Source organism: Planotetraspora phitsanulokensis, assembly GCF_016863295.1.
Taxonomy (GTDB): domain Bacteria; phylum Actinomycetota; class Actinomycetes; order Streptosporangiales; family Streptosporangiaceae; genus Planotetraspora; species Planotetraspora phitsanulokensis.
The window spans coordinates 167,042-191,580 of record NZ_BOOP01000015.1 but is presented as its reverse complement, the minus strand read 5'-3'; the positions used below and the strand labels follow the sequence as shown (position 1 = coordinate 191,580).

Annotated in this window: 12 protein-coding genes; 5 read left to right on the top strand and 7 right to left on the bottom strand. The window is 71.3% G+C overall.

Annotated elements, in window-relative coordinates:
- Positions 1-33 precede the first annotated feature (33 nt).
- The 4 genes from Pph01_RS43360 to Pph01_RS42810 form a co-directional block, all read right to left on the bottom strand.
- On the bottom strand, positions 34-471 hold the full coding sequence (locus Pph01_RS43360) for an MbtH family NRPS accessory protein (RefSeq protein ID WP_204074349.1): 438 nt from the start codon (positions 469-471) through the stop codon (positions 34-36).
- Positions 468-5,930 carry a non-ribosomal peptide synthetase/MFS transporter gene (locus Pph01_RS18520; RefSeq protein ID WP_204074348.1) on the bottom strand — a complete coding sequence of 1,821 codons (5,463 nt, stop codon included), beginning with the start codon at positions 5,928-5,930 and terminating at the stop codon, positions 468-470. Before Pph01_RS18520 ends, Pph01_RS43360 begins: the two co-directional genes overlap by 4 nt.
- Entirely contained in the window at positions 5,930-12,106 is a 6,177-nt protein-coding gene (locus Pph01_RS18515) for a non-ribosomal peptide synthetase (protein ID WP_204074347.1), read from the bottom strand. The genes Pph01_RS18520 and Pph01_RS18515 overlap by 1 nt, the downstream gene beginning before the upstream one ends.
- A gap of 121 nt (positions 12,107-12,227) precedes the next feature.
- Positions 12,228-12,500 carry a phosphopantetheine-binding protein gene (locus Pph01_RS42810; RefSeq protein ID WP_239116820.1) on the bottom strand — a complete coding sequence of 91 codons (273 nt, stop codon included), beginning with the start codon at positions 12,498-12,500 and terminating at the stop codon, positions 12,228-12,230.
- Between the two features lie 229 nt (positions 12,501-12,729).
- Here Pph01_RS42810 and Pph01_RS18505 point away from each other — a divergent pair, with 229 nt between their 5' ends.
- From Pph01_RS18505 to Pph01_RS18495, 3 genes are all read left to right on the top strand, one after another.
- Positions 12,730-14,112, top strand: a complete 1,383-nt coding sequence (locus Pph01_RS18505; protein WP_204074345.1) for a condensation domain-containing protein — start codon at positions 12,730-12,732, stop codon at positions 14,110-14,112.
- A 565-nt stretch (positions 14,113-14,677) separates the two neighbouring features.
- On the top strand, positions 14,678-18,265 hold the full coding sequence (locus Pph01_RS18500; protein WP_204074344.1) for a galactose-binding domain-containing protein: 3,588 nt from the start codon (positions 14,678-14,680) through the stop codon (positions 18,263-18,265).
- Between the two features lie 133 nt (positions 18,266-18,398).
- Positions 18,399-18,941 (top strand): RNA 2'-phosphotransferase, encoded by a 543-nt coding sequence (locus tag Pph01_RS18495; RefSeq protein WP_204074343.1) that lies wholly within the window; start codon positions 18,399-18,401, stop codon positions 18,939-18,941.
- Positions 18,942-19,120: 179 nt separating this feature from the next.
- On the opposite strand, the gene ybiA is transcribed toward Pph01_RS18495, so the two are convergent.
- From ybiA to Pph01_RS18480, 3 genes are all read right to left on the bottom strand, one after another.
- Positions 19,121-19,684: a riboflavin biosynthesis intermediates N-glycosidase gene (ybiA, locus tag Pph01_RS18490; protein WP_239116823.1), complete on the bottom strand. Its 564-nt coding sequence runs from the start codon at positions 19,682-19,684 to the stop codon at positions 19,121-19,123.
- 52 nt (positions 19,685-19,736) lie between these two features.
- Positions 19,737-20,456 (bottom strand): DUF4232 domain-containing protein, encoded by a 720-nt coding sequence (locus tag Pph01_RS18485; RefSeq protein WP_204074341.1) that lies wholly within the window; start codon positions 20,454-20,456, stop codon positions 19,737-19,739.
- Positions 20,457-20,544: 88 nt separating this feature from the next.
- Complete coding sequence (locus Pph01_RS18480) at positions 20,545-22,083, bottom strand: serine/threonine-protein kinase (protein ID WP_204074340.1); 1,539 nt, start codon at positions 22,081-22,083, stop codon at positions 20,545-20,547.
- Positions 22,084-22,231: 148 nt separating this feature from the next.
- On the opposite strand from Pph01_RS18480, the gene Pph01_RS18475 reads away from it, so the two are divergent.
- Together Pph01_RS18475 and hutU are read left to right on the top strand one after the other, a co-directional pair.
- On the top strand, positions 22,232-22,783 hold the full coding sequence (locus Pph01_RS18475) for an RNA polymerase sigma factor (RefSeq protein ID WP_239116819.1): 552 nt from the start codon (positions 22,232-22,234) through the stop codon (positions 22,781-22,783).
- Positions 22,784-22,862: 79 nt separating this feature from the next.
- Positions 22,863-24,527, top strand: coding sequence for a urocanate hydratase (hutU, locus tag Pph01_RS18470; protein WP_204074384.1), 1,665 nt, complete (start codon positions 22,863-22,865; stop codon positions 24,525-24,527).
- Positions 24,528-24,539 lie beyond the last annotated feature (12 nt).

The window sequence follows — 24,539 nt, the reverse complement described above, 5'->3', positions numbered from 1 at the left end:
GCGTCGCCGGGGAGCCGCGCCGCCGACCGCCGATCAGGACTCGGCAGCGAATCCGGTGTCACCAGTCCCGGACGACAGCCGCTGCTCGGCGAGGTGGCCGGCCAGGGAGGCGAGGTCCTCCAGGACGGCCGGCTGCTCCATGTCGACGATGACGTCCAGCTCCGTCTCGATCGCGTCGATCAGGCGCACCATGGTGAGCGACGTGACGCCCATCGCGACGAACGACGTGTCCGCTCCCAGCACCTCGGCGGCCGTCAGCCGCCCGTCGGACGCCTTCTCCAGAGCGGTCGCCAACCACTCGCGCAGCGTGCTCCTGTAGGGACGCATGTCGGTCCAGATCCCGTCGATGCGCTCCAGGCACTCCTGCCGCGAACCGGCGGGTCCCTCGGCGGCCCATCCGGCGGGCAGGTCCGACTCCGACGGCCAGATCGAGTACTGGCCGTCGAGATTGACGACGACGCGATGGTTCATCTCTCTCCTCGGGATCGGACGCTCACGAGTGACGCGTCGGAGGGGCGGGAAACCGGGCGGGAGGCGCCTCCGCGAGCGGCCGTCTCCGCGGTCGCGTTCGCATTGGCCGCGCTGACGCTTTCCAGGCCGATGAGGTCGTCGGCGACCGCGTCGGGGACCCGGTCGTCGAATCCGGCCAGCCAGCGCAGCGCCACCAGCGCGATCACCGCCATGAGCAGGGCGAACAGCAGATACATGAACCCGATCCCGCGTCCCTCGCCCGTGCCGATGACCGCGCCGACCGTGGGCGCGAGCGCGCCTCCCGGCGCGAGCAGCGGCTCGAACAGGGCCGTGCCGTACGGCGCGATGAGACCGAAGCCGACGGGCAGGGTGGACCACGCGATCATCGTGTTCAGGGCGAAGACCCGGCCGTGCAACCGCTGCGGCACCTTGACCTGCACGATCGTGGTGTAGATGCCGTTGAGCAACGTGAGCCACAGCGCCATGCCGAAGGCGCCGACGGCGACCACCCACAACTCCGCGCGCAGGCCCGTGACGAAGCAGAAGACGGCCAGGACGAGCGTCGACAGCAGGACGCCCCGCATGCGGAGATGACGGGGCCCGCCCCACATCGACATCGCCAGACCGCCGAGCGTGACTCCGAGCCCGGACAGGAAGGAGACCTTGCCGACCTCGCCGAGCGTGGCGAAGGAGAGGACCAGCGGCGAGATCATCAGGAACAGGGGAGACAGCGGGAGGTTGAGGACCGCGAAGAACGCCAACATCTTGCGGAAGTCCCGGTTGCCCCAGACGTAGCGGAAGCCGTTCGCGATCTCGGCGGTGAGCGACTCCTTGCGCCGCCAGGCCATCGAGGTGGGGAACCGCACGAACACGACGAGCGTGATGGCGATCACGTAGCTGGCGACGTCGAGCACGAGGATCCCGCCCAGGCCGACGGCCGACAGCAGGCCGACCGCGAGCAGGGGGGTGAGGAGCTGGGCGAGCCCTCCGCCGAGCTGGCCGATGCCCGTGGCGTGCCCGAGGTAGCGCTTCGGGACCAGCTGCGGGATGGCCGAGCCGTAGGCCAGCCGCTGGAACGTGAGCGCGAGCGACAGGAACACGATCGACGGATAGAGATGCCAGACCTGCAGGTTGCCGGTCCAGGCGAGCAGCCCGACCAGGAGTTGCACCCCGCCTGCCCCGATGTCGCCTCCGAGCATCACCTTCCGCCGGTCGTACCGGTCGACGATCGCTCCGGCGAGCGGCGCCACCACCAGGCCGGGGACCAGCCCCAGGACGGTGAACAGCGCGAAGCGCGCGACCGAGCCGGTGGTCAGATAGATCCAGATGGGGATGGCGAACTCGGTGAGAGCCGAACCGGTGATCGACACGAGCTGCCCGGTGGCCACGGCGGCGAACCTGCGCATGCTGGGCTCGGGCCCCGTGGAGCGGCCGTGGGAGACGGTCCCCTCTGTCATGTCGCCGCGCGACACCTCGTGCAGGTGCCAGGTGTCGCGCGCGGGCGGCTGCTCGGTGAGCAGCGGCAGCGTGACGATCTCGGCGAGCTCCGCCGCCCGGTACTTCAGGAAAAAGTGGCCGGCCTCCTCGAGCACCACCACCGCGGAGGTGTCGGTCAGGAAGTGCCACTCGCGGTAGCGCTCCTGGTAGTAGTCGGTCGTCGGGTCCTTGCCGCCCGCGATCGTGACGATCGGGGCGCGCAGGCGGTCGGTGCCCTCGTCGAACAGGCGCGTGTAGTAGTCCTCGGCCGCGGTGGAGTCCTCGCGCATGTTCTGGATGATTGAGCGGGCCTGCGCGGGATCCAGGTCGCTCAGGTCCACGCCCAGACCGGTGAGCCAGTTTGCATAGCCGCGGTCTCCGCGCAGCGCCTCCATCCTGGCGATCTTGGACAGGGTGGTGGCGACGCGTCCCTTGGGACGGGCGAACGGGAACATCGCCCCGATGTAGACGATCTCGACCTCCCGCCCGGCCTGCTCCAGCCGCCGGGCGATGTCGATGATCAGCGCCGACCCCACGCCGCAGTGGCCGTACAGGGCGATCGGGCCGCGCACCTTCTCCTGGATCTCGGCCACGCAGCGAGCGGCCAGTTCCTCGAAGGGCAGATGCTCCTCGTCGAGCCCGACGTCGTGGCCGGGGATCGCGACCGCCCAGAGCGAGTAGCGGTCCGGGAGCGCGTCGGCCAGCGGCTGGTACACCACCGCGCTGCCGCCGCCGTACGGCACGCAGACGAAGCTCAGCTCGGCCGCACGGCGGGGCGTGAGCTCGTGCAGCAGCCCGCGGGGCGCCCGCTGGTCGGCGGGCGTGTCGATGAGCGCCGCCAGTTCGCGGACCGTGGGGTTCTTGAAGACGTCCATGACGCTCACCCCGGCGCCGCCCGTGACGCCGGCCGTACGGCGCAGCCGCGTGACGAGCTGGGTGGCGAGCAGGGAGTGGCCGCCGAGGTCGAAGAAGTCGTCGTCGGCGCCGACCTGGTCGAGGTCCAGGATCTCCGTCCAGATCGCCGCCACCGCCAGTTCGGTGGGGGTGGTCGGGGGACCGGAGGACGTGGGCCCCGGCCGCGCGGGCGCGGGCAGCGCGCCCCTGTCGAGCTTGCCGTTGGGCGACAGCGGCAGCACGTCGAGCTCGACGAACGCGGTGGGGACCATGTAGTCGGGCAGCACCCGCTTCAGCACGGCCCGGTCCGGGGTCGAGCCGACGACGTAGGCGACCAGCCGCTGGTCTCCCGGCCGGTCCTCGCGCACGATGACGGCGGCGTCGGCCACACCCGGCTGCTCGCGCAGCACCGCCTCGATCTCGCCGAGCTCGATCCGCAGGCCGCGCAGCTTCACCTGGGTGTCCAGCCGGCCGAGGAACTCCAGCGTGCCGTCCGGACGCCAGCGGGCCTGGTCGCCCGTGCGGTACAGCCGGGATCCCGGCTCGCCGAAGGGGTCGGGCACGAACCGCTCCGCGGTCAGGCCGGGCCTGCCGAGGTAGCCGAGCGACACCTGCGCGCCGCCGATGTGCAGCTCGCCCGGCATCCCGACGGGGACCCGCCGCATGCCCGGCCCGAGGACGTGCAGCGTGGTGTTGGCGACCGGCGCGCCGATCGGCACCCTGGCGAGACCATGCAGCGCCTCCGGCGTGCAGTGCCAGGCCGAGACGTCGACGGCGGCCTCGGTGGGGCCGTACAGGTTGTGCAGTTCGGCGGGTAGCGTCTCGACGCAGCGGCGGGCGAGGTCGGCGGGCAGTTCCTCACCGGAGCAGACGATCCGCTCGAGCGTGCGGCACGCGGCGACGCCCTCCTCGGCCAGGAACATCGCCAGCATCGACGGCACGAAGTGCACCGTCGTGACGCCCTCGGCGACGATCAGGTCGCGCAGGTAGGCCGCGTCCTTGTGCCCGCCTGGCCGGGCGAGGACGAGCCGCGCGCCCGTCATCAGGGGCCAGAAGAACTCCCACACGGACACGTCGAAGCCCGCCGGCGTCTTCTGCAGCACCACGTCGCCGGGCGTCAGGCCGAACCTGTCCTGCATCCACCGCAGCCGGTTGACGATGCCCCGGTGCGTGTTCGGCACTCCCTTCGGCTTGCCGGTCGACCCGGAGGTGTAGATCACGTACGCGGCGTCGAGCGGGCCCGCCCGCCACGCGGACTCCCCTGGGGGGCTTTCGCCGGCGTCGTCCAGGGGCAGCAGCGGGCAGCCGGTCAGGGCGCCCTCGAGGGCGTCGAGACCCTCGGACTCGCCGAAGGTCAGTACGGCGGAAAGGGCACCGTCGGCCGCCATGAAGGCCAGCCGGTCGGCCGGATATTCGGGGTCGAGGGGAACGTATGCCGCTCCGGCCTTCAGCACCCCCAGCAGGGCCGCGACGAGCTCGGGCGACCGCTCGGCGCACACGCCGACCCGCGAGCCGGGGACGACGCCGTGGGCCCGGAGGGTCGCCGCGACGTGCTCAGCTCGCTCGTCGATCTCGGCGTACGACAGCGTGACGCCCTCGAACGTCACGGCGGGCGCGCCGGGAGTGCGGGCCACCTGGGCCTCGACCAGGTCGAGCAGCGTCGCGGGCTCCCCGAGGTCCACACCGGTGTCGTTCCACGCGTCGAGCGCGGTCCGCTCGCCTGCGTCGAGGAGCTCCAGGGCGGACAGCGGCCTCCCCGGATCGTCGACCGCGGCTCGCAGCAACGTCGTGAGGTGCCTGCAGAGCCGGTCGATCGTGGCCGCGTCGAACAGGTCGGTGTTGTAGATGACGGATCCGAACAGCTCGGCGCCGTCGTCCGAGAAGTAGAGCTCCAGGTCGAAGCGCGTCGCCCACGATTTGAGGTCGAAGCCCTCCGCGGCCCCGTCGCCCGCCTCGTAGTTCTGCACGGCGAGGATGACCTGGAAGAGGGGCGACCTCGACACGTCCCTCGTCACGTTCAGCGCCGAGACGAGCTGCTCGAAGGGCACGTCCTGGTGGGTGAACGCGTCGAGCGCGGTCTCCCGCACGCGGAGCAGGAGCTCGGCGAACGACGGGTCGCCGGACAGGTCCGACCGCATCACCAGCATGTTCACGAAGCAGCCGACGAGGGTCTCCAGCTCGGCGGCCGGCCGGCCCGCGACGGGGGACCCGACGGCCACGTCGTCCTGGCCGGCGTACCGCCCGAGCAGCGCGGAGAAACCGGCCAGCAACACCATGTAGAGGGAGGCGCCGTGGTCCTCGCCGAGGCTCCGCAGCCTCCGCGCCAGGTCGGCGTCGATGCGCACCGGATGGCTCGCGCCGCCGTACGTCACCTCAGGAGGTCGCGGCCGGTCGGTGGGCAGCGCGAGCGCCTCCACGCCGGCCAGCCGTTCGCGCCAGTGGTCGAGGCCGGTCGCCGGCAGGCCCCGCTGCCACAGGGCGTAGTCGCCGTACTGGACCTTCAGGTCGGGCACGGGCCGGCCTTCGTACAGCGCCATGAGCTCGCCGAGGAGGATGTTGACCGACCAGCCGTCCGCCGCGATGTGGTGGACGGCGAGCCCGAGGACGTGGTCGTCGGGCGCGAGCCGTACGAGAAGGGCGCGGATCGGCGGGCCGGCGGCCAGGTCGAACGGGCGCGACTGGAGCTCGTCCACCAGCGCGCGGGCGGCCTCCTCGTCGGCGGCCTCGGCCACGGCGAGCTCGACGGCGAGATCCGCGGTGAGATCGGCGCTCCCGCGCGGGACGACCTCGAGGGCGGGAGCGCCGTCGGCGGTCGCGGGGAAGCGCGTCCGCAGCGTCTCGTGCCGCTCGACGACCTGGCGCAGCGCGTCCGCCAGGCGCTCGGCGTCGAGCTCGCGGCGGAACCGCCGGGCGACCGGGATGACGTAGGCGCGGCTGCCCGGGGTGTACTGCTCCATGAACCACAGCCGTTCCTGCGCGAACGACAGCGGCGGCTCCTCCTCGGGCGGGCGCGGCGGTACGGTCAGCGTGGCCGCCCTGCGGCGCAGTCGTCGCGCCGCGAGGGCCCTGCGGGAATCCTCGACAGTCATCAGGCCTCCGTCTCCAGGAGCCGGGCGACCTCGTCGTCGCTTAGCTCGGACAGCTCTCGCATGACGAGCTCCTCGACCAGCACGGCCAGGGCGGCCACCGTGCGGTGGGCGAAGAGCTCGCGGATGGGGACGTCCACCTCGGCGGCTGCGCGAAGGCGGGCCGCGACCTGGACGGCGAGCAGCGAATGGCCGCCGAGCGCGAAGAAGTCGTCGTGCACGCCGACCCGGTCGACGCGCAGGACCTCCTCCCAGACCTCGGCGACCAGACACTCGGCGTCGGTCTCCGGCGCGACGAACGGCCGCTCCGCCGGCGCGTCGGGCGGTGCCAGCGCCCTCCGGTCGACCTTGCCGTTCGGGGTCATGGGCAACTCGTCGAGCCGCACCCAGACGTCCGGCACCATGTACGCCGGGAGCGTCTCGGCCAGGTGCCGCTGGAGCGCGGCCGGGTCGGCGGACCCGGTGACGTACGCGACGAGGGCGCCGTCGTGCGCGGCCACGGCCGCCTCACCGGCGTCAGGAAGGGCGGCCAGGCGGGCTTCGATCTCACCGGGTTCGATGCGGAAACCGCGCACCTTCAACTGGTCGTCGGCCCGGCCGACGAACTCCAGCCGACCGTCGTCGCGCCAGCGGACCAGATCACCGGTGCGGTAGCAGCGCCCGCCGTCAGGGCCGGACACGAACTTCTCGGTGGTCAGCTCGGGCCGGCGGAGATAGCCGCGGGCGAGTCCCGCTCCGCCGAGCAGCAGCTCCCCGGATGCGCCGGGCGGCACCCGCCGTCCGTGCTCGTCCACGACGGCCGCGCGGGCTCCGGCGATCGGCACGCCGATCGGCGGGCGTCCGCCGGCCGGCGCCGCGTCCTCGGCCCCGAGATCGGCCGCGGTCGCGATGATCGTGGCCTCGGTCGGCCCGTAGGTGTTGACGAGCCGCACCCGGTCGCCGAAGCGCTCCCGCCATCGCGCCACCGCCGAGGCGTGGACCTGCTCCCCGCCGAGGATCACCAGTCGCAGGCGGTCCGGCCAGGCCAGATCGTCGATCTGGTCAACCAGCCGGTGCCAGTACGCCGTCGGCAGGTCGAGCACCGTCACCTCGCGCCCCCGGGGTCCCGCGAGCAGTTCGGGCAGGCTGAGCGCGCCGTCGGGGAGGAGCTCCACCGTCGCCCCGGACGCGAGCGCGGGATGGATCTCCTCGGCGTGGGTGTCGAAGCCGAGCGAGGCGAACTGGACGACGCGGTCGCCGGGGCCGAGCCCGTAGTCCGCCCGCATCCACTCCACCCGCGCGGCGAGGGCGGCGTGCTCCACCACGACGCCCTTGGGCAGTCCCGTCGAGCCCGACGTGTAGATCACGTAGGCGGCGTCGGCGGGCGCCGGGCTCACGCCGTCCGCCGGGCTCACGCCGTCCGCCGGGCCGTCCTCGGCCGCGCCGGGTGCGAGCACCGGGATCTCGCCCGAGAGCCCCTCATGCCGGGTGATCACGAGCACGGCGCCGCTGTCGGCCAGCATCCAGTCGATCCGCCCCGCGGGGAGACCGGGGTCGAGCGGCAGGTACGCGCCGCCCGCCCGCCAGACGGCGAGCAGGCTCACGACGGCGTCGGAGGAACGGTCGAGGCACACCCCGACGACGCTCTCCGGGCCCACGCCCTCGGCGCGCAGGCGGGCGGCGAGCGCGTCGACCCGTCGGTCGAGCGTCGCGTAGGTCACCGCCTCGTCGCCGCAGCTCAACGCCACCGCGTCGGGCGTCGCCAGCGTCGCCGCCCTGATCAGGTCGGGAACCGTCGGGCCCTCGGTGACGCCGGTCCCCTGGGCCTCGAACCCGGCCAGCAGCGCCTCGTCGGCCGGGGTCAGCAGCGGCAGACGGGAGAGGGGACGGCGGTGGTCGGCGGCGACGGCCTCGCACAGGAGGGTGAACCGTTCGGCCAGCCGGGAGATCGTCTCGGGGTCGAAGAGATCGCTGTCATAGCAGAACGAGAGGATCAGCCCCTCACCGTCGCGCCAGGTCTCCAGCATGAGGTCGAACTTGGCCTGCCGGTAGCCGGAGTCGAAGAACTCCAGGTCCAGATCGGCGAAGGCCCCGGTCGTCTCGGTCTCGTCCTGACTGTGCAGGATGAGCATGGTCCGGAACATCGCGTCCAGGTGCGGGCCGCGTGCCCCGCCGGGCTCGGCCGCGAGCTCCTCGAACGGCAGGCGCTGGTGGGCCATCGCCTCCAGCACGGTGTCGCGGGTGCGGGTGAGGAGATCGTCGAAGGAGGGGTCCCCCGACAGGTCGCCGCGCAGCACGAGCGTGTTGGCGAAGTAGCCGACCAGCCGTTCCAGCTCGACCCTGTCCCGGCCGGCGAAGGTGGACCCGACCAGCAGATCGCGCTTGCCGGTGTGACCGGCGAGCAGGACCTGGTAGGCCGCGAGCAGGACCATGAACAACGTCGCGCGGTGCTCGCCGGCCACCCGCTCCAGGGCGGCGACCGGCTCGGCGGCCAGGCGCGTGCCGTGGAAGGCGCCCCGGTGGGCGGGAACGGCCGGCCGCGGACGGTCGGCCGGAAGTTCGAGCGTCGGCGGATCGGCCAGCCGTTCGCGCCAGTAGTCGAGGTCCGCGTCGTAGTCCTGGCCGGAGAGGCCGTAGACGACGTCGCCGTACTGGATCCGGGGCTCGTCGAGGGACGCGGCGACGCCGTCACGCCGGGCCGCGTAGAGGAGTTCCAGCTCCTCTCTGAGGATGTTCAGCGACCAGCCGTCTCCCGCGATGTGGTGGAGGACCAGGCACACCACGTGGTCGTCCTCGGCGAGCCTCAGCAGGCTCACCCGGAAGGGCGGCGCGGCGGCCAGGTCGAAGGACGCGTTGGTGCGCTCGGCCACGAGCCGCCGGGCCTCGTCCGCGGAGGCGACGTCGAGGTGTTCGACGTCGGGTCCCGCCTCGGGCAGGACGTCGGTGACCGGCGTTCCGTCCGCTTCGGGATAGCGGGTCCGGAGCGTCTCGTGCCTGGCCGTCAGGTCACGCAGCGCGACCTCGAAGGCTCCGGTGTCGAGGGGACCGCGCAGCCGCCAGACGTTGTACATGTTGTAGGACGCGTCATGCGGGTCCAGCCGTTGCAGGAACCAAAGGCGTTCCTGCGCGCGCGACAGCGGCACCGCCGCGCCGTCCGGCCTGCGGTGGAGCGGCGCCCGGCCCGCGCCCTCGGCGAGACGGGCGGCGAATCCCGCGACGGTGGGGTGGTCGAACAGCTCGCGGATCGGCACGGCGTCCATCCGGGCGACGACCTTGGCGGCCAGCAGCGAATGGCCGCCGAGCGCGAAGAAGTCGTCCTCCGCGCCGACCTCCTCGACCCCCAGCACCTCGGCGAAGACGGCGGCGACCCGCCGCTCCGCCCACGTGCGGGGCGGGGTCCGCACGGGTGCGACCGTAGGGCGGACCGCGACCGACGACGGCAGGGCGAGCCGGTCCACCTTGCCGTTCGGCGTGAGCGGCAGGGCGTCCATCTCCACGACCACCGCCGGGACCATGTACGGCGGCAGCGCCGCCGCGGCGTGGGCCGCCAGGTCGGGGGCGTCGCCCACCACGAAGGCCACCAGCGCGTCGTTCCTGACGACGACGGCGGCGGCGCGGACGCCCGGATGCGCCTCGAGGACCGACTCGATCTCCCCCAGTTCCACCCGGTGGCCGCGCAGCTTCACCTGGCCGTCGTCGCGCCCGAGGAAGACGACCCGGCCGTCGGGCAGCCGCCTGACCCTGTCGCCCGTGCGATAGAGGCGAGAGCCGGGCGGCCCGTACGGGTCGGGCACGAACCGTTCGGCGGTGAGCGACGGACGGCCGAGGTAGCCGAGGGCCACTCCGTCGCCCGCGATGCACAGCTCGCCGGGCACGCCGACGGGCGCCGGCGCGCCCCGGTCGTCCAGGACGTGCAGCCGGGTGCCCGCGATCGGGCCGCCGATCGTGACCTCCTCAGGGTGCTCCGGCACCTCCCAGAACGACGACCAGATCGTGGTCTCGGTCGGGCCGTACATGTTGACGAGCCTGCGCACCCGCGCGCGCAGGTCGGCGGCGAGCGGGAGGGGCAGCGCCTCGCCGCCGACGAGCGCGTCCAGCCGGGTGTCGCGCAGCCCCGCCTCGGCGAGCATGCGCCACCCGGACGGCGTCGCCTGGACGTTCGTGACGCCCGTCGCGTCGATCAGCCGGGTCAGCGCGGGCCCGTCACGCAGCAGGTGGTCTGGGGCGATCTCCACCCGTCCGCCGCGCGTCAGCGGCAGGAAGATCTCCAGGGCGGAGATGTCGAAGGAGAGCGACGTGAGCGCGAGCCACGTGCGGTCCTCCTGCTCGCCGAGGATCCCGGCCATCGCGTCCAGGAAGCGCGCCAGAGCCCGGTGCGGCACCGCCACTCCCTTGGGGCGCCCGGTCGAGCCCGACGTGTAGAGCACGTAGGCGGCCCGCTCCATGTCGGCCGGTTCCGGCGCGTCCGCGTCGAGGTCGGCGGCATGCCCGGCGTCGGCGTCCTCGACGAGCAGCACCCGGTCTTCGGGGAACAGGCCGGCGAGCTCGCGATCGGTGAGCACGCGGCCGGCCCGCGAGTCGTCCAGGACGAGAGCGATCCGGTTGCGCGGATGCTCGGGGTCGATCGGCAGGTAGGCCGCACCCGCCCGCCAGGCGGCGAACAGCGCCGCGATCATGTCGGCGGAGCGGCGCAGGCAGACGGCCACCAGCCCGCCGCGGAGTCCTGACCCGGCGAGAAGGGCGGCGATCCGGCGGGAGCGCGCGTCGAGTTCGGCGTAGGTGAGCTCGACGCCCTCGCAGGCGACCGCGACCGCGTGGGGCGTGCGGGCGACCTGCGTGCCGAACCGCTCGAGCACCGGCACGGGTGCGGACGGGACCGCGGTGTCGTTCCACCGGTCGAGCAGGTCGGCCCGTTCATCGTCGTCGATCAGCTCCAGCTCGCCGATCCGGGCACCGGGACGGGCGGCGATGTCGGCGAGCAGCGTGAGCAGGTGCCTGCGCATCCGTTCGACGCCCGCCCGTGAGAAGAGCGCGTCGTCGAAGGTGAGCATGGCGGAGGTGCCCGAGGGCTTCTGCACGATGTCCAGCGAGATGTCGGTCCTGGACTGCGCGAAGGGATGGTCGAAGGGCTCGATGCGGGCGTCGCCGAGCCCCGGTCCCTCGTGCTCCTCGCGCAGGAAGTTGAACAGCGCCTGGAACAGCGGCGTCCTGCTCGGGTCGCGTTCGACCTGAAGCTCGGTGAGGATCCGTTCCAGCGGGACGTCGGCGTGGGTGAGCGCCCCGAGGACGCGGCGGCGCGTCGCCCGCAAAAGGTCGCGGAAGGACGGGTCGCCGCTGAGATCGCCGCGCAGGACCAGCATCTGCGCGAAGTACCCGACCATGGGCTCCGCCTCGACGAGGTCCCTGCCGCCTGTCGGGGTCCCGACGCAGATGTCCTGCCGGCCGCTGTGCCGGGCGAGGATCACCTGGAAGGCCGTCAGCAGCACCATGAAGAGCGTGCAGCGTTCCGCGCGGGCGACGCGCTCGAGCCGGTCGAGCAGGTCGCCGGGCACCTCGAAGTCGATGTGGTCGCCCCGGCCCGAGCGCACCGGCGGCCGGGGGCGGTCGGCGGGCAGTTCCAGCGGCTGGGATCCGGCCAGCGCCGAGACCCAGTAGGCCGCCCCGGCCTCGTCGCCCGCGTTCTCCCGCCGCCGGCTCACGTGGTCGTCGTAGCTCATCGGCAGCGGCGCGAGCGGCGACGGCTTGCCCGCGTCGAACGCGGCGTACACGTCCGAGATGTCCCGTCTCAGCACCTGGAGCGACCAGCCGTCCGCCACGATGTGGTGCACGACGACGGCCAGGACGTGGTCCTCGGGGGCGAGCGTGAGCAGGGCCACGCGGATCATCGGCCCGCGTTCGAGGTCGAAGGGCCGGCCCGCCATCGCCCCCGTGAACGCCCGGGCCTCTTCGACGTCCGCGCAGTCGACGAGTTCGACCTGGGCCGGGCTTGCCGGCAAACGCACCGGCGTGCCGCCGCGCTCGGCGAATCGGCAGCGCAACATCTCGTGCCGGTCGAGGACGACCTCGAGCGCGCGCTCGAGCGCCTCGGTGTTCAGCGCGCCCCGCACCCGCAACATCAACGGCAGGTTGTAGGAGGCGTCGTCGGGGTCGAGGCGGTGGAGGATCCACAGCCGTTCCTGGGCGAGGGTCAACCCGGTCATCGCAACGCCTCCCTGAGCGTGCCGGTGAACCTGAGCGTGCCGGTGGACTCGAACGTGCGGGTGAAGTCGAACGTGCGGGTGGGGTGACGCGTCATGTCCGGCGGACCGTCCGGGCGGCGGGTCAGCCGTTCCGGACCGCATCGACCACGCCGGCGATGGTGGGCTCGTCGAAGAAGACGTCCAGGGGCACCTCGACACCGAGCCGCTTGCGCATCCTCGCGATGATCTGGGTGATGGTCAGCGAGTGCCCTCCTAGATCGAAGAGGTCGTCGTCGGTGTCGATGGGGGAGATCCCCAGGACCTCCTCCCAGATCCGGCGCACCTGCTCGACGAGATCTTCTCCCCGTTCGGCGGCGTCCGCCACCCCGTTCGCCTGACTCTGAGGCTTTCTCATGTCGTGAATGGCAGGCTCCCCGATCTGGCCAGGACCCCCGTCCTGGATACGGCGCGCGGCAGGGGTTCTGAACAGCCGCGAAATGGCATATCGGACGAGACCGTCGACGGTCCGGCGCAATATCAGATGCGCAAGCCGCAATAATCTCGGTGGAAGACTGACATGGTTATATACATCCTTGCAATATCCCGATATTAATCTCCCATCGCTTGCGAGCGGGGAGGGCGGCATGTCAATCACCGTTGAACGAGGTGGGCGCCTCAACTGGGCCCAGCGTGAATGGTTCGAGGACCTCGGCGCCGATTCCGACAGCGAATGGTCGTTCGAGGCCAACTTCAGCGCGATCTTGCCCGGTCACGACCTCGCCCAGGGAGACGTCACGGCGGGCATCGCCGATCTGCTCGTCCGCCATGAGGGCCTGCGTTCGCACATCGTGCGCGCGAACCGGCAGGACGTCTGCTCGGTCGGCGAGCGCCTGGCCGAGGTGATCCGGGTGACCCCGGACGAACCCGGTGACCCCGGCGAGCCCGGAGGCGAGGCGTTCCAGGCGGCCGCGCGCACCTCGTTCCGGTTGCACGCGCAGTGGCCCGTCCTGTTCGTCCTGCTGACCGCGGGAGGCCGCGTCCGGCGCATCGGCGTGGTCGTCGACCACTCCGCCGTGGACGGCTGGGGCATGCGCGTGCTCTGCCGCGACCTCGAACGGGCGATCAGGGCGAGGGTGAAGGGGCGCGAGCCGTTCGGCGGCCCGCTGGAGAGCGTCGAGCAACCCCTCGACACCGCCCTGTGGGAGCAGGGGGCCGCCGGCGCGCGCCACCAGGAGCGGGCCCGCACCCACTGGCGGCGGCAACTGGTCACTCTCCGGGACTCGCTCGGCGGCTGGTCCCCGAAGGCCGTGAAGCGTGACGACCTCCCCATGTTGCACACCTGCCGGCTGGCCTCACGCCGGGTGGCGCAGGCGGCGGAGGCCGTCGCCAAGGCCGCGGGGACGCCGGTCTCGACCGGATACCTCCTCGCCTTCGGGGCCGCGGTGTGCGAGGCGGAGGAGGCGCCCACAACAGGGGTCTTCGCCCTGTCCGCCAACCGGCTCTCCGCGGCCCTCCAGGGATCGGTGCGCAAGGCCGTGATGCCGGTGCCGGTCGTCGTGCCCGGCCCCCGCGAGGGCGCCTACCGGGACAGGCTCGCCGTGTGCGCCGCCCGCCAGCTGCAAGGCCACCGTTTCGCCAACTTCGACCCCGGCGTGGCGGGACCACTCGAGGACGACGTGCTCGGAAGCCTGCGCGGCACCGGAGCGAGTTCCGCCCGGTTCAACTACATCGACAACGCGCTCGTCGGAAGCGCGGCCAACAGCAGGGCATGGGGAAGGGACGGCTTCCCGTTCGGGGACCCGGCCCACCAGGGGGTCGTGCGGTACTCGCCGCCACGGCCCGGCGGCTCGCGGTACATCCTCACCGTCCAGCACCGGGTCTCCGGAGCGCTGCTCACCCTCGCGTGGCACGAGGACACCGGCTGGGGGGACGTCGCCGAGGCGATGCTCTGGCACATCGAGGACGTGATGGTCTGGGCGGCGTCCGGCCACGAGGGTCCGCCACCGGAATTCGGCCGGACTAATTAACCGATAAGTGCTTGCTCATAATTGCGCCAGAGAGAGCGGAAACGGCGAATCCGGCGCGCCGCGTATGAGTGTGCGGCGAATGCGGCGCGGGTGAACTTCGGTGCGCCGAGTGCGCACGCCGTCGCACGGCCCCGTCGTAACGCGCCGATATATGGCATCGGCATGGAGGCGGTCGGAGACACGGCTCCCGACGTGGTCCGATTCCCCTTATCGAGTTGTGCTGACATCGGTCTTGTCCAGCCGTTGACGACGCCGTAGCACATATGTAACATTTGGCCAGTCCGGTGCAAGATCCCATCAAAGCCCTGTTAGTTTCTCTGCAATCTTTCGCAACTTGCGGCAGGAAAGCACTGCGTCCGTGCATCCGCCCCGGCCCATCCACGGAGAGGCCTTCGGTGATGTCGGCATTGGCAGTGCCCGCACGCTCCCCGCCAGCTCACAGCGCTCGGCGGGCGTTCGGCGCCCCCCGGAGTCACGCTGACCGGCTCGGCCGCGTGCGTCGCGCGTGGAGATCGCGGTCTCCCCGCCACTCCCTGTCGTTCCAGACGAGAGATTGAGAAACGCGATGAAAAGCAAGAAATCAGGGTTACGGCTGGTCGCGGCGTTGCTCGCGGCCGGTCTGCTCGTTTTGGCGGGACCGGTGTTGCCGGCCTCGGCCGCGGGTCCGAACCTGGCGGCCGGCAAGACCGTCACGGCGAGCAGTTTCGCGGACGTCTACCAGGCGGGCAACGCCAACGACGGCAACCAGAACACCTACTGGGAAAGCGCCAACAACGCCTTCCCGCAGTGGATCCAGGTGGACCTCGGCTCGGCCGTCAGCGTGAACCAGGTCGTCCTGAAGGTCCCCTCCCCGAGCGCGTGGGCCACCAGGACGCAGACGTTGTCGGTCCTGACCGGCACCTCCAATCCGCCGGCGACCACGACGGTGGGCTCGGCCGGCTACACCTTCAACCCGGCGACCGGCAACACGGTGACGATCAACTTCACCGCGACCACCACCCGGTACGTCCGGCTGAACATCACCGGCAACACCGGATGGCCGGCCGGTCAGATCTCCGAGTTCGAGGTGTACGGCCCGGTGACGGGCGACACCCAGGCCCCGAGTGCGCCGTCGAACCTGTCGTTCACCGAACCCGGCTCCGGGCAGATCAGGCTGACCTGGGGCGCCTCCACCGACGACGTGGGCGTGACCGGGTACGACGTGTACGCCAACGGGGCGCTGCGCGCCAGTGTCGCGGGCAACGTGCTGACCTACACCGACACCCAGCCCACCACGGCCACGGTGTCCTACACCGTGCGGGCCAAGGACGCCTCCGGCAAGCAGTCGGCCGACAGCAACACCGTCACCCGCACCGGCAGCGGCGGCAGTGGCGGTTCCAACCTGGCCGTCGGCAAGCCCGTCACCGCGTCCGGTTCGGTCTTCACGTTCGTGCCGGCCAACGCCGTCGACGACAACGTGGCGACCTACTGGGAGGGCGCGAGCGGGGCCTACCCGAGCACGCTGGCCGTCGCGTTGGGCGCCAACGCCGACATCAACCGCGTCGTGGTCAAGCTCAACCCCGACAGTGCGTGGGGGCCGCGTACGCAGACCATTCAGGTTCTCGGGCGGGAGCAGAGCGCGACGGCGTTCTCCAGCCTGTCCGGGGCGACGGTGTACAGCTTCAGTCCGTCGTCGGGCAACACGGTGACGATCCCGGTCAGCGGGCGGGTCGCCGACGTCCAGATCCGGATCACCTCCAACAGCGGTGCTCCGGCGGGGCAGGTCGCCGAGTTCCAGGTCTTCGGCACCGCGGCGCCCAACCCCGACCTCACGATCACGGGCGCGACCTCCTCACCCGCCAACCCCGTCGAGACCGACGCCGTCACCCTGTCGGCGACCGTCAAGAACCAGGGCAACGCCGACTCCGGCGCGACGAACGTCAACTTCTACTTCGGCACCACGAAGGTCGGCACGGCGTCCGTCGGCGCACTCGCCGCCGGTGCCACGACCACCGTCTCCGCCAACATCGGTCCCCGTGACGCCGGCACGTACGCGCTGAGCGCCAAGGTCGACGAGGCGAACGGCGTCATCGAGCAGAACGAGACCAACAACAGCTTCGCCAGCCCGACCTCGGTGGTCGTCAGGCCCGTCGACAGCTCCGACCTGGTCCCGACGGCGAGCTGGACCCCCAGCAACCCGGCGAGCGGCAACGTCGTCACCTTCTCCGTCGCCCTCAAGAACCAGGGCACCGTGGCCTCCGCCGGCGGCGCCCACGGCATCACCCTGACCGTCACCAACGACTCGGGCACCGTCGTCAGGACGCTGACTGGCTCCTACAGCGGTGCGATCGCCTCCGGCGCCACCACGAGCCCCGTCAACCTCGGGACGTGGACGGCCGCCAACGGCAAGTACACCGTCAAGACCGTGCTGGCCAACGACGCCAACGAGCTCCCGGTCAAGCAGGGCAACAACACCCTCTCCCAGCCGTTCTTCGTCGGCCGGGGCGCGAACATGCCGTACGACACCTACGAGGCGGAGAGCGGCGTCGTCGGCGGCGGCGCGCAGGTCGTCGGCCCGAGCAGGGACATCGGCACCCTCGCGGGTGAGGCGTCCGGCCGCAGGGCCGTCACGCTGAACAGCACCGGCAGCTACGTCGAGTTCACCACCAAGGCGAGCACCAACACCCTCGTCACCCGCTTCTCCATCCCGGACTCCGCTGGCGGCGGCGGCATCAACTCCACGCTGAACATCTACGTCAACGGCACCTTCCTCAAGCCCATCAACCTGACGTCCAAGTACGCCTGGCTGTACGGCAACGAGACCGGGCCGCAGAACTCGCCGGCAGCGGGGCCGCGTCACATCTACGACGAGGCCAACGTCCTGCTCGGGACCACCGTCCCGGCCGGCAGCACGATCAGGCTGCAGAAGGACGCCGCCAACACCACCAACTACGCGATCGACTTCATCGACCTCGAGCAGGTCTCGCCGATCGCCAACCCCGACGCCGCCCACTACGCGGTGCCGACCGGTTTCTCCCACCAGGACGTGCAGAACGCGCTCGACAGGGCGCGCCAGGACGCCAACCTCGTCGGCGTGTACCTGCCTACCGGCGACTACCAGACCACGGGCAAGTTCAACGTGTACGGCAAGGCCCTCAAGATCGTCGGAGCGGGCCCCTGGTACACGCGGTTCTACGCGCCCACGACGCAGGACAACACCGACGTCGGCTTCGACGCGCAGTCGTCGGCGAACGGCTCGTCGTTCTCCGGCTTCGCCTACTTCGGCAACTACGTCACCCGCATCGACGGCCCCGGCAAGGTGTTCAACTGGTCCAACGTCGCGAACATGACGATCGACAACGTCTGGGTCGAGCACACGGTCTGCATGTACTGGGGCGCGAACACCGACAACGTCACGATCAAGAACTCCCGCATCCGTGACACGTTCGCGGACGGCGTCAACATGACCAACGGCAGCACCGGCAACCTCGTGAGCAACAACGAGGCTCGCACGACCGGCGATGACAGCTTCGCGCTGTTCTCGGCCATCGACGCGGGAGGCGCCGATGAGATTAACAACGTCTACGAGAACCTGACGGCGATCCTGCCCTGGCGTGCGGCCGGTGTCGCGGTCTACGGCGGCTACGCCAACACGTTCAAGAACATCTACATCGCCGACACCCTGACCTACTCGGGCATCACGATCAGCTCGCTCGACTTCGGGTACCCGATGAACGGGTTCGGCGCCAGCCCGCCCACGACGTTCGACAACATCTCGATCGTCCGCGCGGGCGGTCACTTCTGGGGCGCGCAGACCTTCCCCGGAATCTGGATCTTCTCCGCTTCGAAGGTGTTCCAAGGCATCCGCGTGAGCAACGTGGACATCGTGGACCCGACCTACAGCGGCATCATGTTCCAGACGAACTACGTCGGCGGGCAGCCGCAGAACCCGGTCAAGGACACGATCTTCACGAACGTGTCGATCACGGGTGCGCAGAAGAGCGGCGACGCCTTCGACGCCAAGTCCGGATTCGGCATCTGGGTCAACGAGATGCCGGAGGCGGGCCAGGGGCCGGCGGTCGGCTCCGCGACCTTCAACAACCTCCAGATGAGCAACAACGCTCAGAACATCAAGAACACCACGTCCACCTTCACCATCGTCCAGAACCCGTAGCCCTCTGACGGCCCTCTGACGGCCGTTCGGTGACAGGTGCCGCCGGGAGTCGATCTCCCGGCGGCACCGCCGTACGTGACGCCTGGCGAAATCGAGGTGCGCGGTCCGCGGGGGTGCGTCACACTTCGGGCTGATGGACGAACAACGACTGAAGAAGGTCTCGAAGTACCTTTCCAAGCACCTGCGCCACCAGCCGGAGCGCATCGGCATCACGCTCGACGAGAACGGCTGGGTGGCCGTGGACGATCTCCTGCGGGCGGTCGCCGCGCACGGGTTCCCCGTCTCGGAGACCGAGCTCGCCGAGGTGGTAGCGAACAACGACAAGCAGCGGTACTCGGTCATGGACGGCCGGATCCGCGCCAACCAGGGGCACTCGGTGCCCGTCGACCTGGACCTGCCGCCTGTCGAACCGCCTGAGCATCTCTTCCACGGCACGGTCGCCGCGGCCCTGCCGTCGATCAGAGACGAGGGTCTGCGTCCGATGAGCCGGCACCACGTGCACCTGTCACCCGACCGGGAGACCGCCACCCGCGTCGGCGCCCGGCGGGGCAGGCCGATCGTGCTGACGATCGGCTCGGGCTCGATGCACGCCGCCGGGCATGTCTTCTACCGCAGCGACAACGGCGTGTGGCTGGTGGACCACGTCCCCCCGTCGTTCATCCGTCTCCCCGGCTGACCACGAGGCTCGAAGAGCGGGCGGCAGGCTGTGCTGAAGGCGGATCCCGTCGCCTACGCGACCATGGTTGAGCAGGCTGGGGATCTTCAGCGTCGGGCGGAGGGTGGCGAGCCGATCGGCGGGGTCCCCTGGGGGACGACGCGTTCGAAGGACGTCTGCGCGACCGACTCGGCTGATCGTCAGGTTGAGGACTCGAGTGCGTCTCGGGCGTCCATCAGGGCGAAGCCGAGCAGGTTCTGGCCACGCCACGTGGCGGGGGAGGCCGCCAGCTCGTTTTCCGCGCCGAGGCCGATGCCCCAGATCCGGTCGCGCGGGCTGGCCTCCACCAGGACCCTGCTGTGCGTGCCGAGCAGGAACGCGCCGAGTTCGGGATTCTGGCCGAACTTGGCGACGTTACCCCGCGTCACGATCCCGAACCGGTGCGCGGTCCACGTCGCGTCGTCGAACCCGCGGACCGTACGCCCCAGCTTCTTGGTCTCGGCAGGGTGGTCCGCCGCGAGGATTGCGGACGCCGTCTCCTCGTCGCCGAACAGCCAGGCCTTGTGCGCCATCATGTAGTGCTCGGCCGACCGGAAGACGTGCCCGTCCTCGGTGAAGTCGACGGGCCACCACTGGCTGAGGCACCCGGCTCCGGCGCTTCCGTCGGGAGTGGGCCGATGTCCCCAGAAGAACACGTAACGCAGCCTCTCGCCGGCCTGCTCGGCGGCGATCGCCTCATCGACGGAACGAGGGAGTCTCGCGATCTTCGACACCCTGGTCACAGTGCCAGGTCCCGTCGCGGGAGACCAGCCGATTTCAGCTCTGGACGGGCCCGACGGTCAGCGAGTGGATGGTCGTGCCGGAGCAGTGCGTGGTCTTCCAGGGGAGGAACGCCGCGACCTTCTGGTTCGGAGGGTAAATCCGCAGGCCCTGGGCGGGGACGAGCAGGCACTCCTTGGGGTCGTATCCGCCGACTCCGTTGGCGTCGCGCAGCTGGGCGACCGCCGCGGCGCCGGGCTTGAGCGTCACGGTGGTCGCGCGCTCGGCGCTGCGCTCCGCGGCGTTGCCCGACTGGACCCCCTTCTCCGCGACGTACGAGACGCCGGGATAGCCGCTGAGGGTGCAGGGGACCTTGGAGGCGTTGGCGAAGACCAGCGCGACGTTCACGGAACCGGCGCCCGCGTCCGGCGCCTTCATGGTGATCTTGAGCTGCTGCGTGGCGCAGGCGGCGATCCCCGGCTTCGGCGGCCGGGACGGGGCGACGCCCGGTCCGGCGGGCTGCTCGGGCGCGGACGGAGTCTCCGGCGCGGCGGGAGCATCCTGTGCGGGCGTGTCGTCCGTGGGATCCACGTCCGCGGGCTGCGCCGACCCCGGCAGCGTCTGCGGGGCGGAGGCGTTGATGACGCCCGTGCAGCCGGCCAGCACGGCGATGGAGGCGGCCGCGGTCACCGTGTACAACAGGGCTCGCGGCACGCCCGAGCTCGGGAGCATCGACCCCATGCGCCGCTCGATGCCTGGTTCCCGATGGTCAGCCACGTCTTCCTCATTTCCTGGGTCCTGTGCGAACTCTTCTTCACCCGGTGAGATGGGGATCCGGGCGGGAAAGTTCTCGCGCGTCGCCGCGTCAGCCTTCGACCGCAAGGGTGCGCAGAACCTGGTCGGTCGCATCCGTGTCGCCCTGCTGGCGGATCTGCACGTACACCGCGGGCGCACCCGCGCCCGCCCCGGTCAGGTGGATCTCTTCGAGGCTGCCGGACGCGCAGCCGACCCAGCGCCTGATCTCACCCTTCCACTCGCCTCCGTCGTACATCCGGTCGCTGTCGTACCTGCAGCCGTCGTGCGTGATCATGTTCACCCGCGCGGGCAGGGCGGGTTGGTCGGTGAGGCCGACGAACACGCCGTTGACCTGGGATTTCAGGTCGGTCCAGTTTCTCAGGTCGTCCGCCACGGTGAGGCCGGGCTCCTGCGAGTCCGCCAGGCCCAGGCTCTTCGGATTCCAGCCGGCGGTGACCACCTGACGGCCCCACGCCGCGGGCACCTTCAGCGTGATCCGCTTGGTGGCGTCGCTCACCTCCACCAGATCCGGCGCGGACCGGGAGGACGCCAGGTAGGCGGCGACACCGGTCCCGGCGAGCGCCAGCACGGCGACGGTGAGCGCGGCGACCAGCGGAGTCCGGCGTGCACGCCGTCGTGGCGGCGCGGCCGGACGACCAACCGGCTGTCCGCTCGGTCCGGCCGGTTCGCCGTCGGCCTGGCCGTCGCTCACCGTGTCGTTCGCCGTGCCGCCCGGGGTGCCGCCCGGGGTGCCGCCCGGGGTGCCGCCCGGGGTGCCGCCCGGGGTGCCGCTCAGCTCGTGGCCAGGCGTGCTCACCGGCTCGCTGAGTCCCTTCACGAGCTCGGCCGCGAAGCTCGCCGCGGTGGGCCACCGGTTGTCCCTGTCGGGCTCCATGGCCCGCTGGATGGCCCGCCGTACGCCTTCCGGCAGGTCGGGCCGAAGGTCACCGACCGGGACGGTCTTGCCGGGGGATCCGGGGACGCTTCCCGTGACCAGGTGGTAGGCGAGCGCGCCCAGGCCGTACACGTCGGCCCGCTCGTCGATGCCCGCGGTCGGTTCGGCCTGTTCGGGCGCCATGTAACCGGCCGATCCCGCTGCCATGGTGAGGCCCGAGGCGTGTGCGAGGCTCTTGGCCAGGCCGAGATCGGCCACCAGCACCCGTTCCCTGCCGCCCGCCGCGCTCGCGATCAGCACGTTCGACGGCTTGATGTCCCGGTGCAGGATTCCCGCCTCGTGGAGTGCGGCCACCCCGTGCGCGGTCTCCGCCGCCAGCCGGACCGCCTCCACCACGGGCAACGGGCCGTCGGCCAGCCGGTCCTCCAACGTGCCGCGGTCGGCGTGCTCCATCACGAAATAGGGCCGCTCGTCCGGAAGCTGGCCGATGTCGAAGACCTGCACCACGCTGCCCGACGCGGCGCGGCGCAGCAGCCGGGCCTCCGAGAGGAACCGCTCCCGGATGTCCATCCGGTACGCCCAGTTCTCCGCCATGACCTTGACCGCCACGGGCGCTTCCAGCAGATCGTCGTGGGCCAGCCACACCGTTGCGAACGCGCCGGAGCCCAGACGTCGTTCGAGCCGGTAGCGGCCTATCTGCGGGGGAGGGGACATGCCGTATATCATGCCCGGGTTGTCCGCCCATCCCCGACGAGCCACCCGGGTAACCGGCGGCAGAATCGCCGGGCGAGTCGGCCGAACCGATGAACGACGCCGCAAAGTCGTCGCAGAAGTCGTAGAAGTCACAGAAGGAGCCGCCCCCGTGCCGCCCGCACCGGAGACCGACACCCTGGCCGCGCAGGCCGCCGCGGGCGACCCCGCGTCTCTCGATCTTCTGCTCCGGCGCATCGAGCCCGACGTCGTACGGCGTTGCGGTCGCTTCCTGCCGTACCGGGAGGACGCGGAGGAGGCCGCGCAGGACGTGCTGCTGCAGGTGGCACGCAAGATCCACACCTTCGAGGGGCGCAGCAAGTTCAACACCTGGCTGTACACCGTGATCGCGAACTGCTCTCGCCAGAAGTACCGCGAGCTCAAGCGGCGGGCCGGCGAGGAGCGCATCACCGACGAGGAGAGCCTCCGTCCCGACCCGCGCACGACCAGCGTGATCGCGGGCTCGCGTCTCGACCTGCTGGAGGCGCTGGAACGGCTCGAGCGTGAGAACCCGCACCTGGTGGCCCCGCTGGTCTACCGGGACATCGGCGAGCTGGAGTACTCCGAGATCGTCGAGCGGCTCGAGATCCCGCTGGGCACCGTGAAGTCCCGGTTGCACCACGCGCGCAAGCAGGTGCAGGAATGGCTGGCCGAGGGCGTCTGACGCGCCCTGCCGTCCAGCGGTGTTTGGATATGAATGAGCGTGTCGGCCGCGGCCGACGGCCGTCGAGGAGGTCGTGAAGATGGAGCAGAGCGGTCCGCGCCCGGTACGGGCACCGCGGGGCACGTCGCTGAACACCCAGGGATGGCAGCAGGAGGCCGCCCTGCGGATGTTGATGAACAACCTCGATCCGGAGGTCGCCGAGCATCCCGACAAGCTCGTCGTCTACGGAGGGACCGGCAGGGCCGCCCGTGACTGGCGGTCGTTCGACGCGATCGTCCGGACCCTCGGCACGCTGCGCGCCGACGAGACGCTCCTCGTGCAGTCCGGCCGTCCCGTGGGCGTGATGACCACCCACGAGTGGGCGCCGCGGGTGCTTCTTGCGAACTCCAACCTGGTCGGCGACTGGGCGACCTGGCCCGAGTTCAGGCGGCTGGAGCAGCTCGGCCTGACCATGTACGGCCAGATGACCGCGGGATCGTGGATCTACATCGGCACACAGGGCATCCTCCAGGGCACCTACGAGACCTTCGCGGCCGTGGCGGCCAAGCGGTTCGGCGGGTCGCTGGCCGGCACGATCACGCTCACCGCCGGGCTCGGCGGCATGGGCGGCGCCCAGCCGCTCGCGGTCACGATGAACGGCGGCGTGGCGATCTGCATCGACTGCGACCCGCGCTCGATCGAGCGGCGGATCGAGCACCGCTACCTCGACGTCCGGGCGGACAGCCTCGACGAGGCCCTGCGCCTGGCCTACGAGGCCCGCGACGCGCGCCGGCCGCTGTCGATCGGCGTCGAGGCCAACGCGGCGGAGGCCGTGCCGGAGCTGCTGGCCCGGAGCGCGGAGATCGACATCGTGACCGACCAGACGTCCGCACACGACCCGCTGAGCTACCTGCCGGTCGGGGTGGCGTTCGAGGACATGGCCGCCGAGGCGGCCAAGGACCCCGAGGGCTTCACGGAACGGGCCCGCGCGTCGATGGCCAGGCACGTCGAGGCCATGGTCGGCTTCCAGGACGCGGGGGCCGAGGTCTTCGACTACGGCAACTCGATCCGCGGCGAGGCCCAGCTCGCGGGGTACGGCAGGGCCTTCGACTTCCCCGGTTTCGTGCCCGCCTACATCCGGCCGCTGTTCTGCGAGGGCAAGGGCCCGTTCCGCTGGGCGGCGCTGTCGGGCGATCCGGAGGACATCGCCAAGACCGACCAGGCGATCCTGGAGCTCTTCCCCGAGAACGAGGCGCTGGCCCGCTGGATCCGCATGGCGGGCGAGCGGGTCGCCTTCCAGGGGCTCCCGGCGCGGATCTGCTGGCTGGGGTACGGCGAGCGCGACCGGGCCGGCGAGCGGTTCAACGACATGGTCGCCTCCGGAGAGCTGCGGGCCCCCATCGTGATCGGCCGCGACCATCTCGACGCCGGCAGCGTGGCCTCGCCGTACCGCGAGACCGAGGCCATGCTCGACGGCTCCGACGCGATCGCCGACTGGCCGCTGCTCAACGCGATGGTCAACGTCGCGTCGGGCGCGTCGTGGGTGTCCATCCACCACGGAGGCGGCGTCGGAATCGGCCGGTCCATCCACGCGGGCCAGGTCACGGTCGCCGACGGTACGGCTCTCGCCGGGGAGAAGATCAGGCGGGTCCTGACCAACGACCCGGGGATGGGCGTCATCCGGCACGTCGACGCCGGCTACGACCGGGCCGCCGAGGTCGCGGGCGAGCGCGGCGTGCGGATCCCGATGAGCGAGGGCGCGTGATCGACCCGGAGC

What these genes read in the sequence shown, in the direction of transcription:
- Pph01_RS43360 (WP_204074349.1), bottom strand. Translation starts at nt 471, where the DNA reads ATGAACCATCGCGTCGTCGTCAATCTCGACGGCCAGTACTCGATCTGG.
- Pph01_RS18520 (WP_204074348.1), bottom strand. Translation starts at nt 5,930, where the DNA reads ATGACTGTCGAGGATTCCCGCAGGGCCCTCGCGGCGCGACGACTGCGC.
- Pph01_RS18515 (WP_204074347.1), bottom strand. Translation starts at nt 12,106, where the DNA reads ATGACCGGGTTGACCCTCGCCCAGGAACGGCTGTGGATCCTCCACCGC.
- Pph01_RS42810 (WP_239116820.1), bottom strand. Translation starts at nt 12,500, where the DNA reads ATGAGAAAGCCTCAGAGTCAGGCGAACGGGGTGGCGGACGCCGCCGAA.
- Pph01_RS18505 (WP_204074345.1), top strand. Translation starts at nt 12,730, where the DNA reads ATGTCAATCACCGTTGAACGAGGTGGGCGCCTCAACTGGGCCCAGCGT.
- Pph01_RS18500 (WP_204074344.1), top strand. Translation starts at nt 14,678, where the DNA reads ATGAAAAGCAAGAAATCAGGGTTACGGCTGGTCGCGGCGTTGCTCGCG.
- Pph01_RS18495 (WP_204074343.1), top strand. Translation starts at nt 18,399, where the DNA reads ATGGACGAACAACGACTGAAGAAGGTCTCGAAGTACCTTTCCAAGCAC.
- Pph01_RS18480 (WP_204074340.1), bottom strand. Translation starts at nt 22,083, where the DNA reads ATGTCCCCTCCCCCGCAGATAGGCCGCTACCGGCTCGAACGACGTCTG.
- hutU (WP_204074384.1), top strand. Translation starts at nt 22,863, where the DNA reads ATGGAGCAGAGCGGTCCGCGCCCGGTACGGGCACCGCGGGGCACGTCG.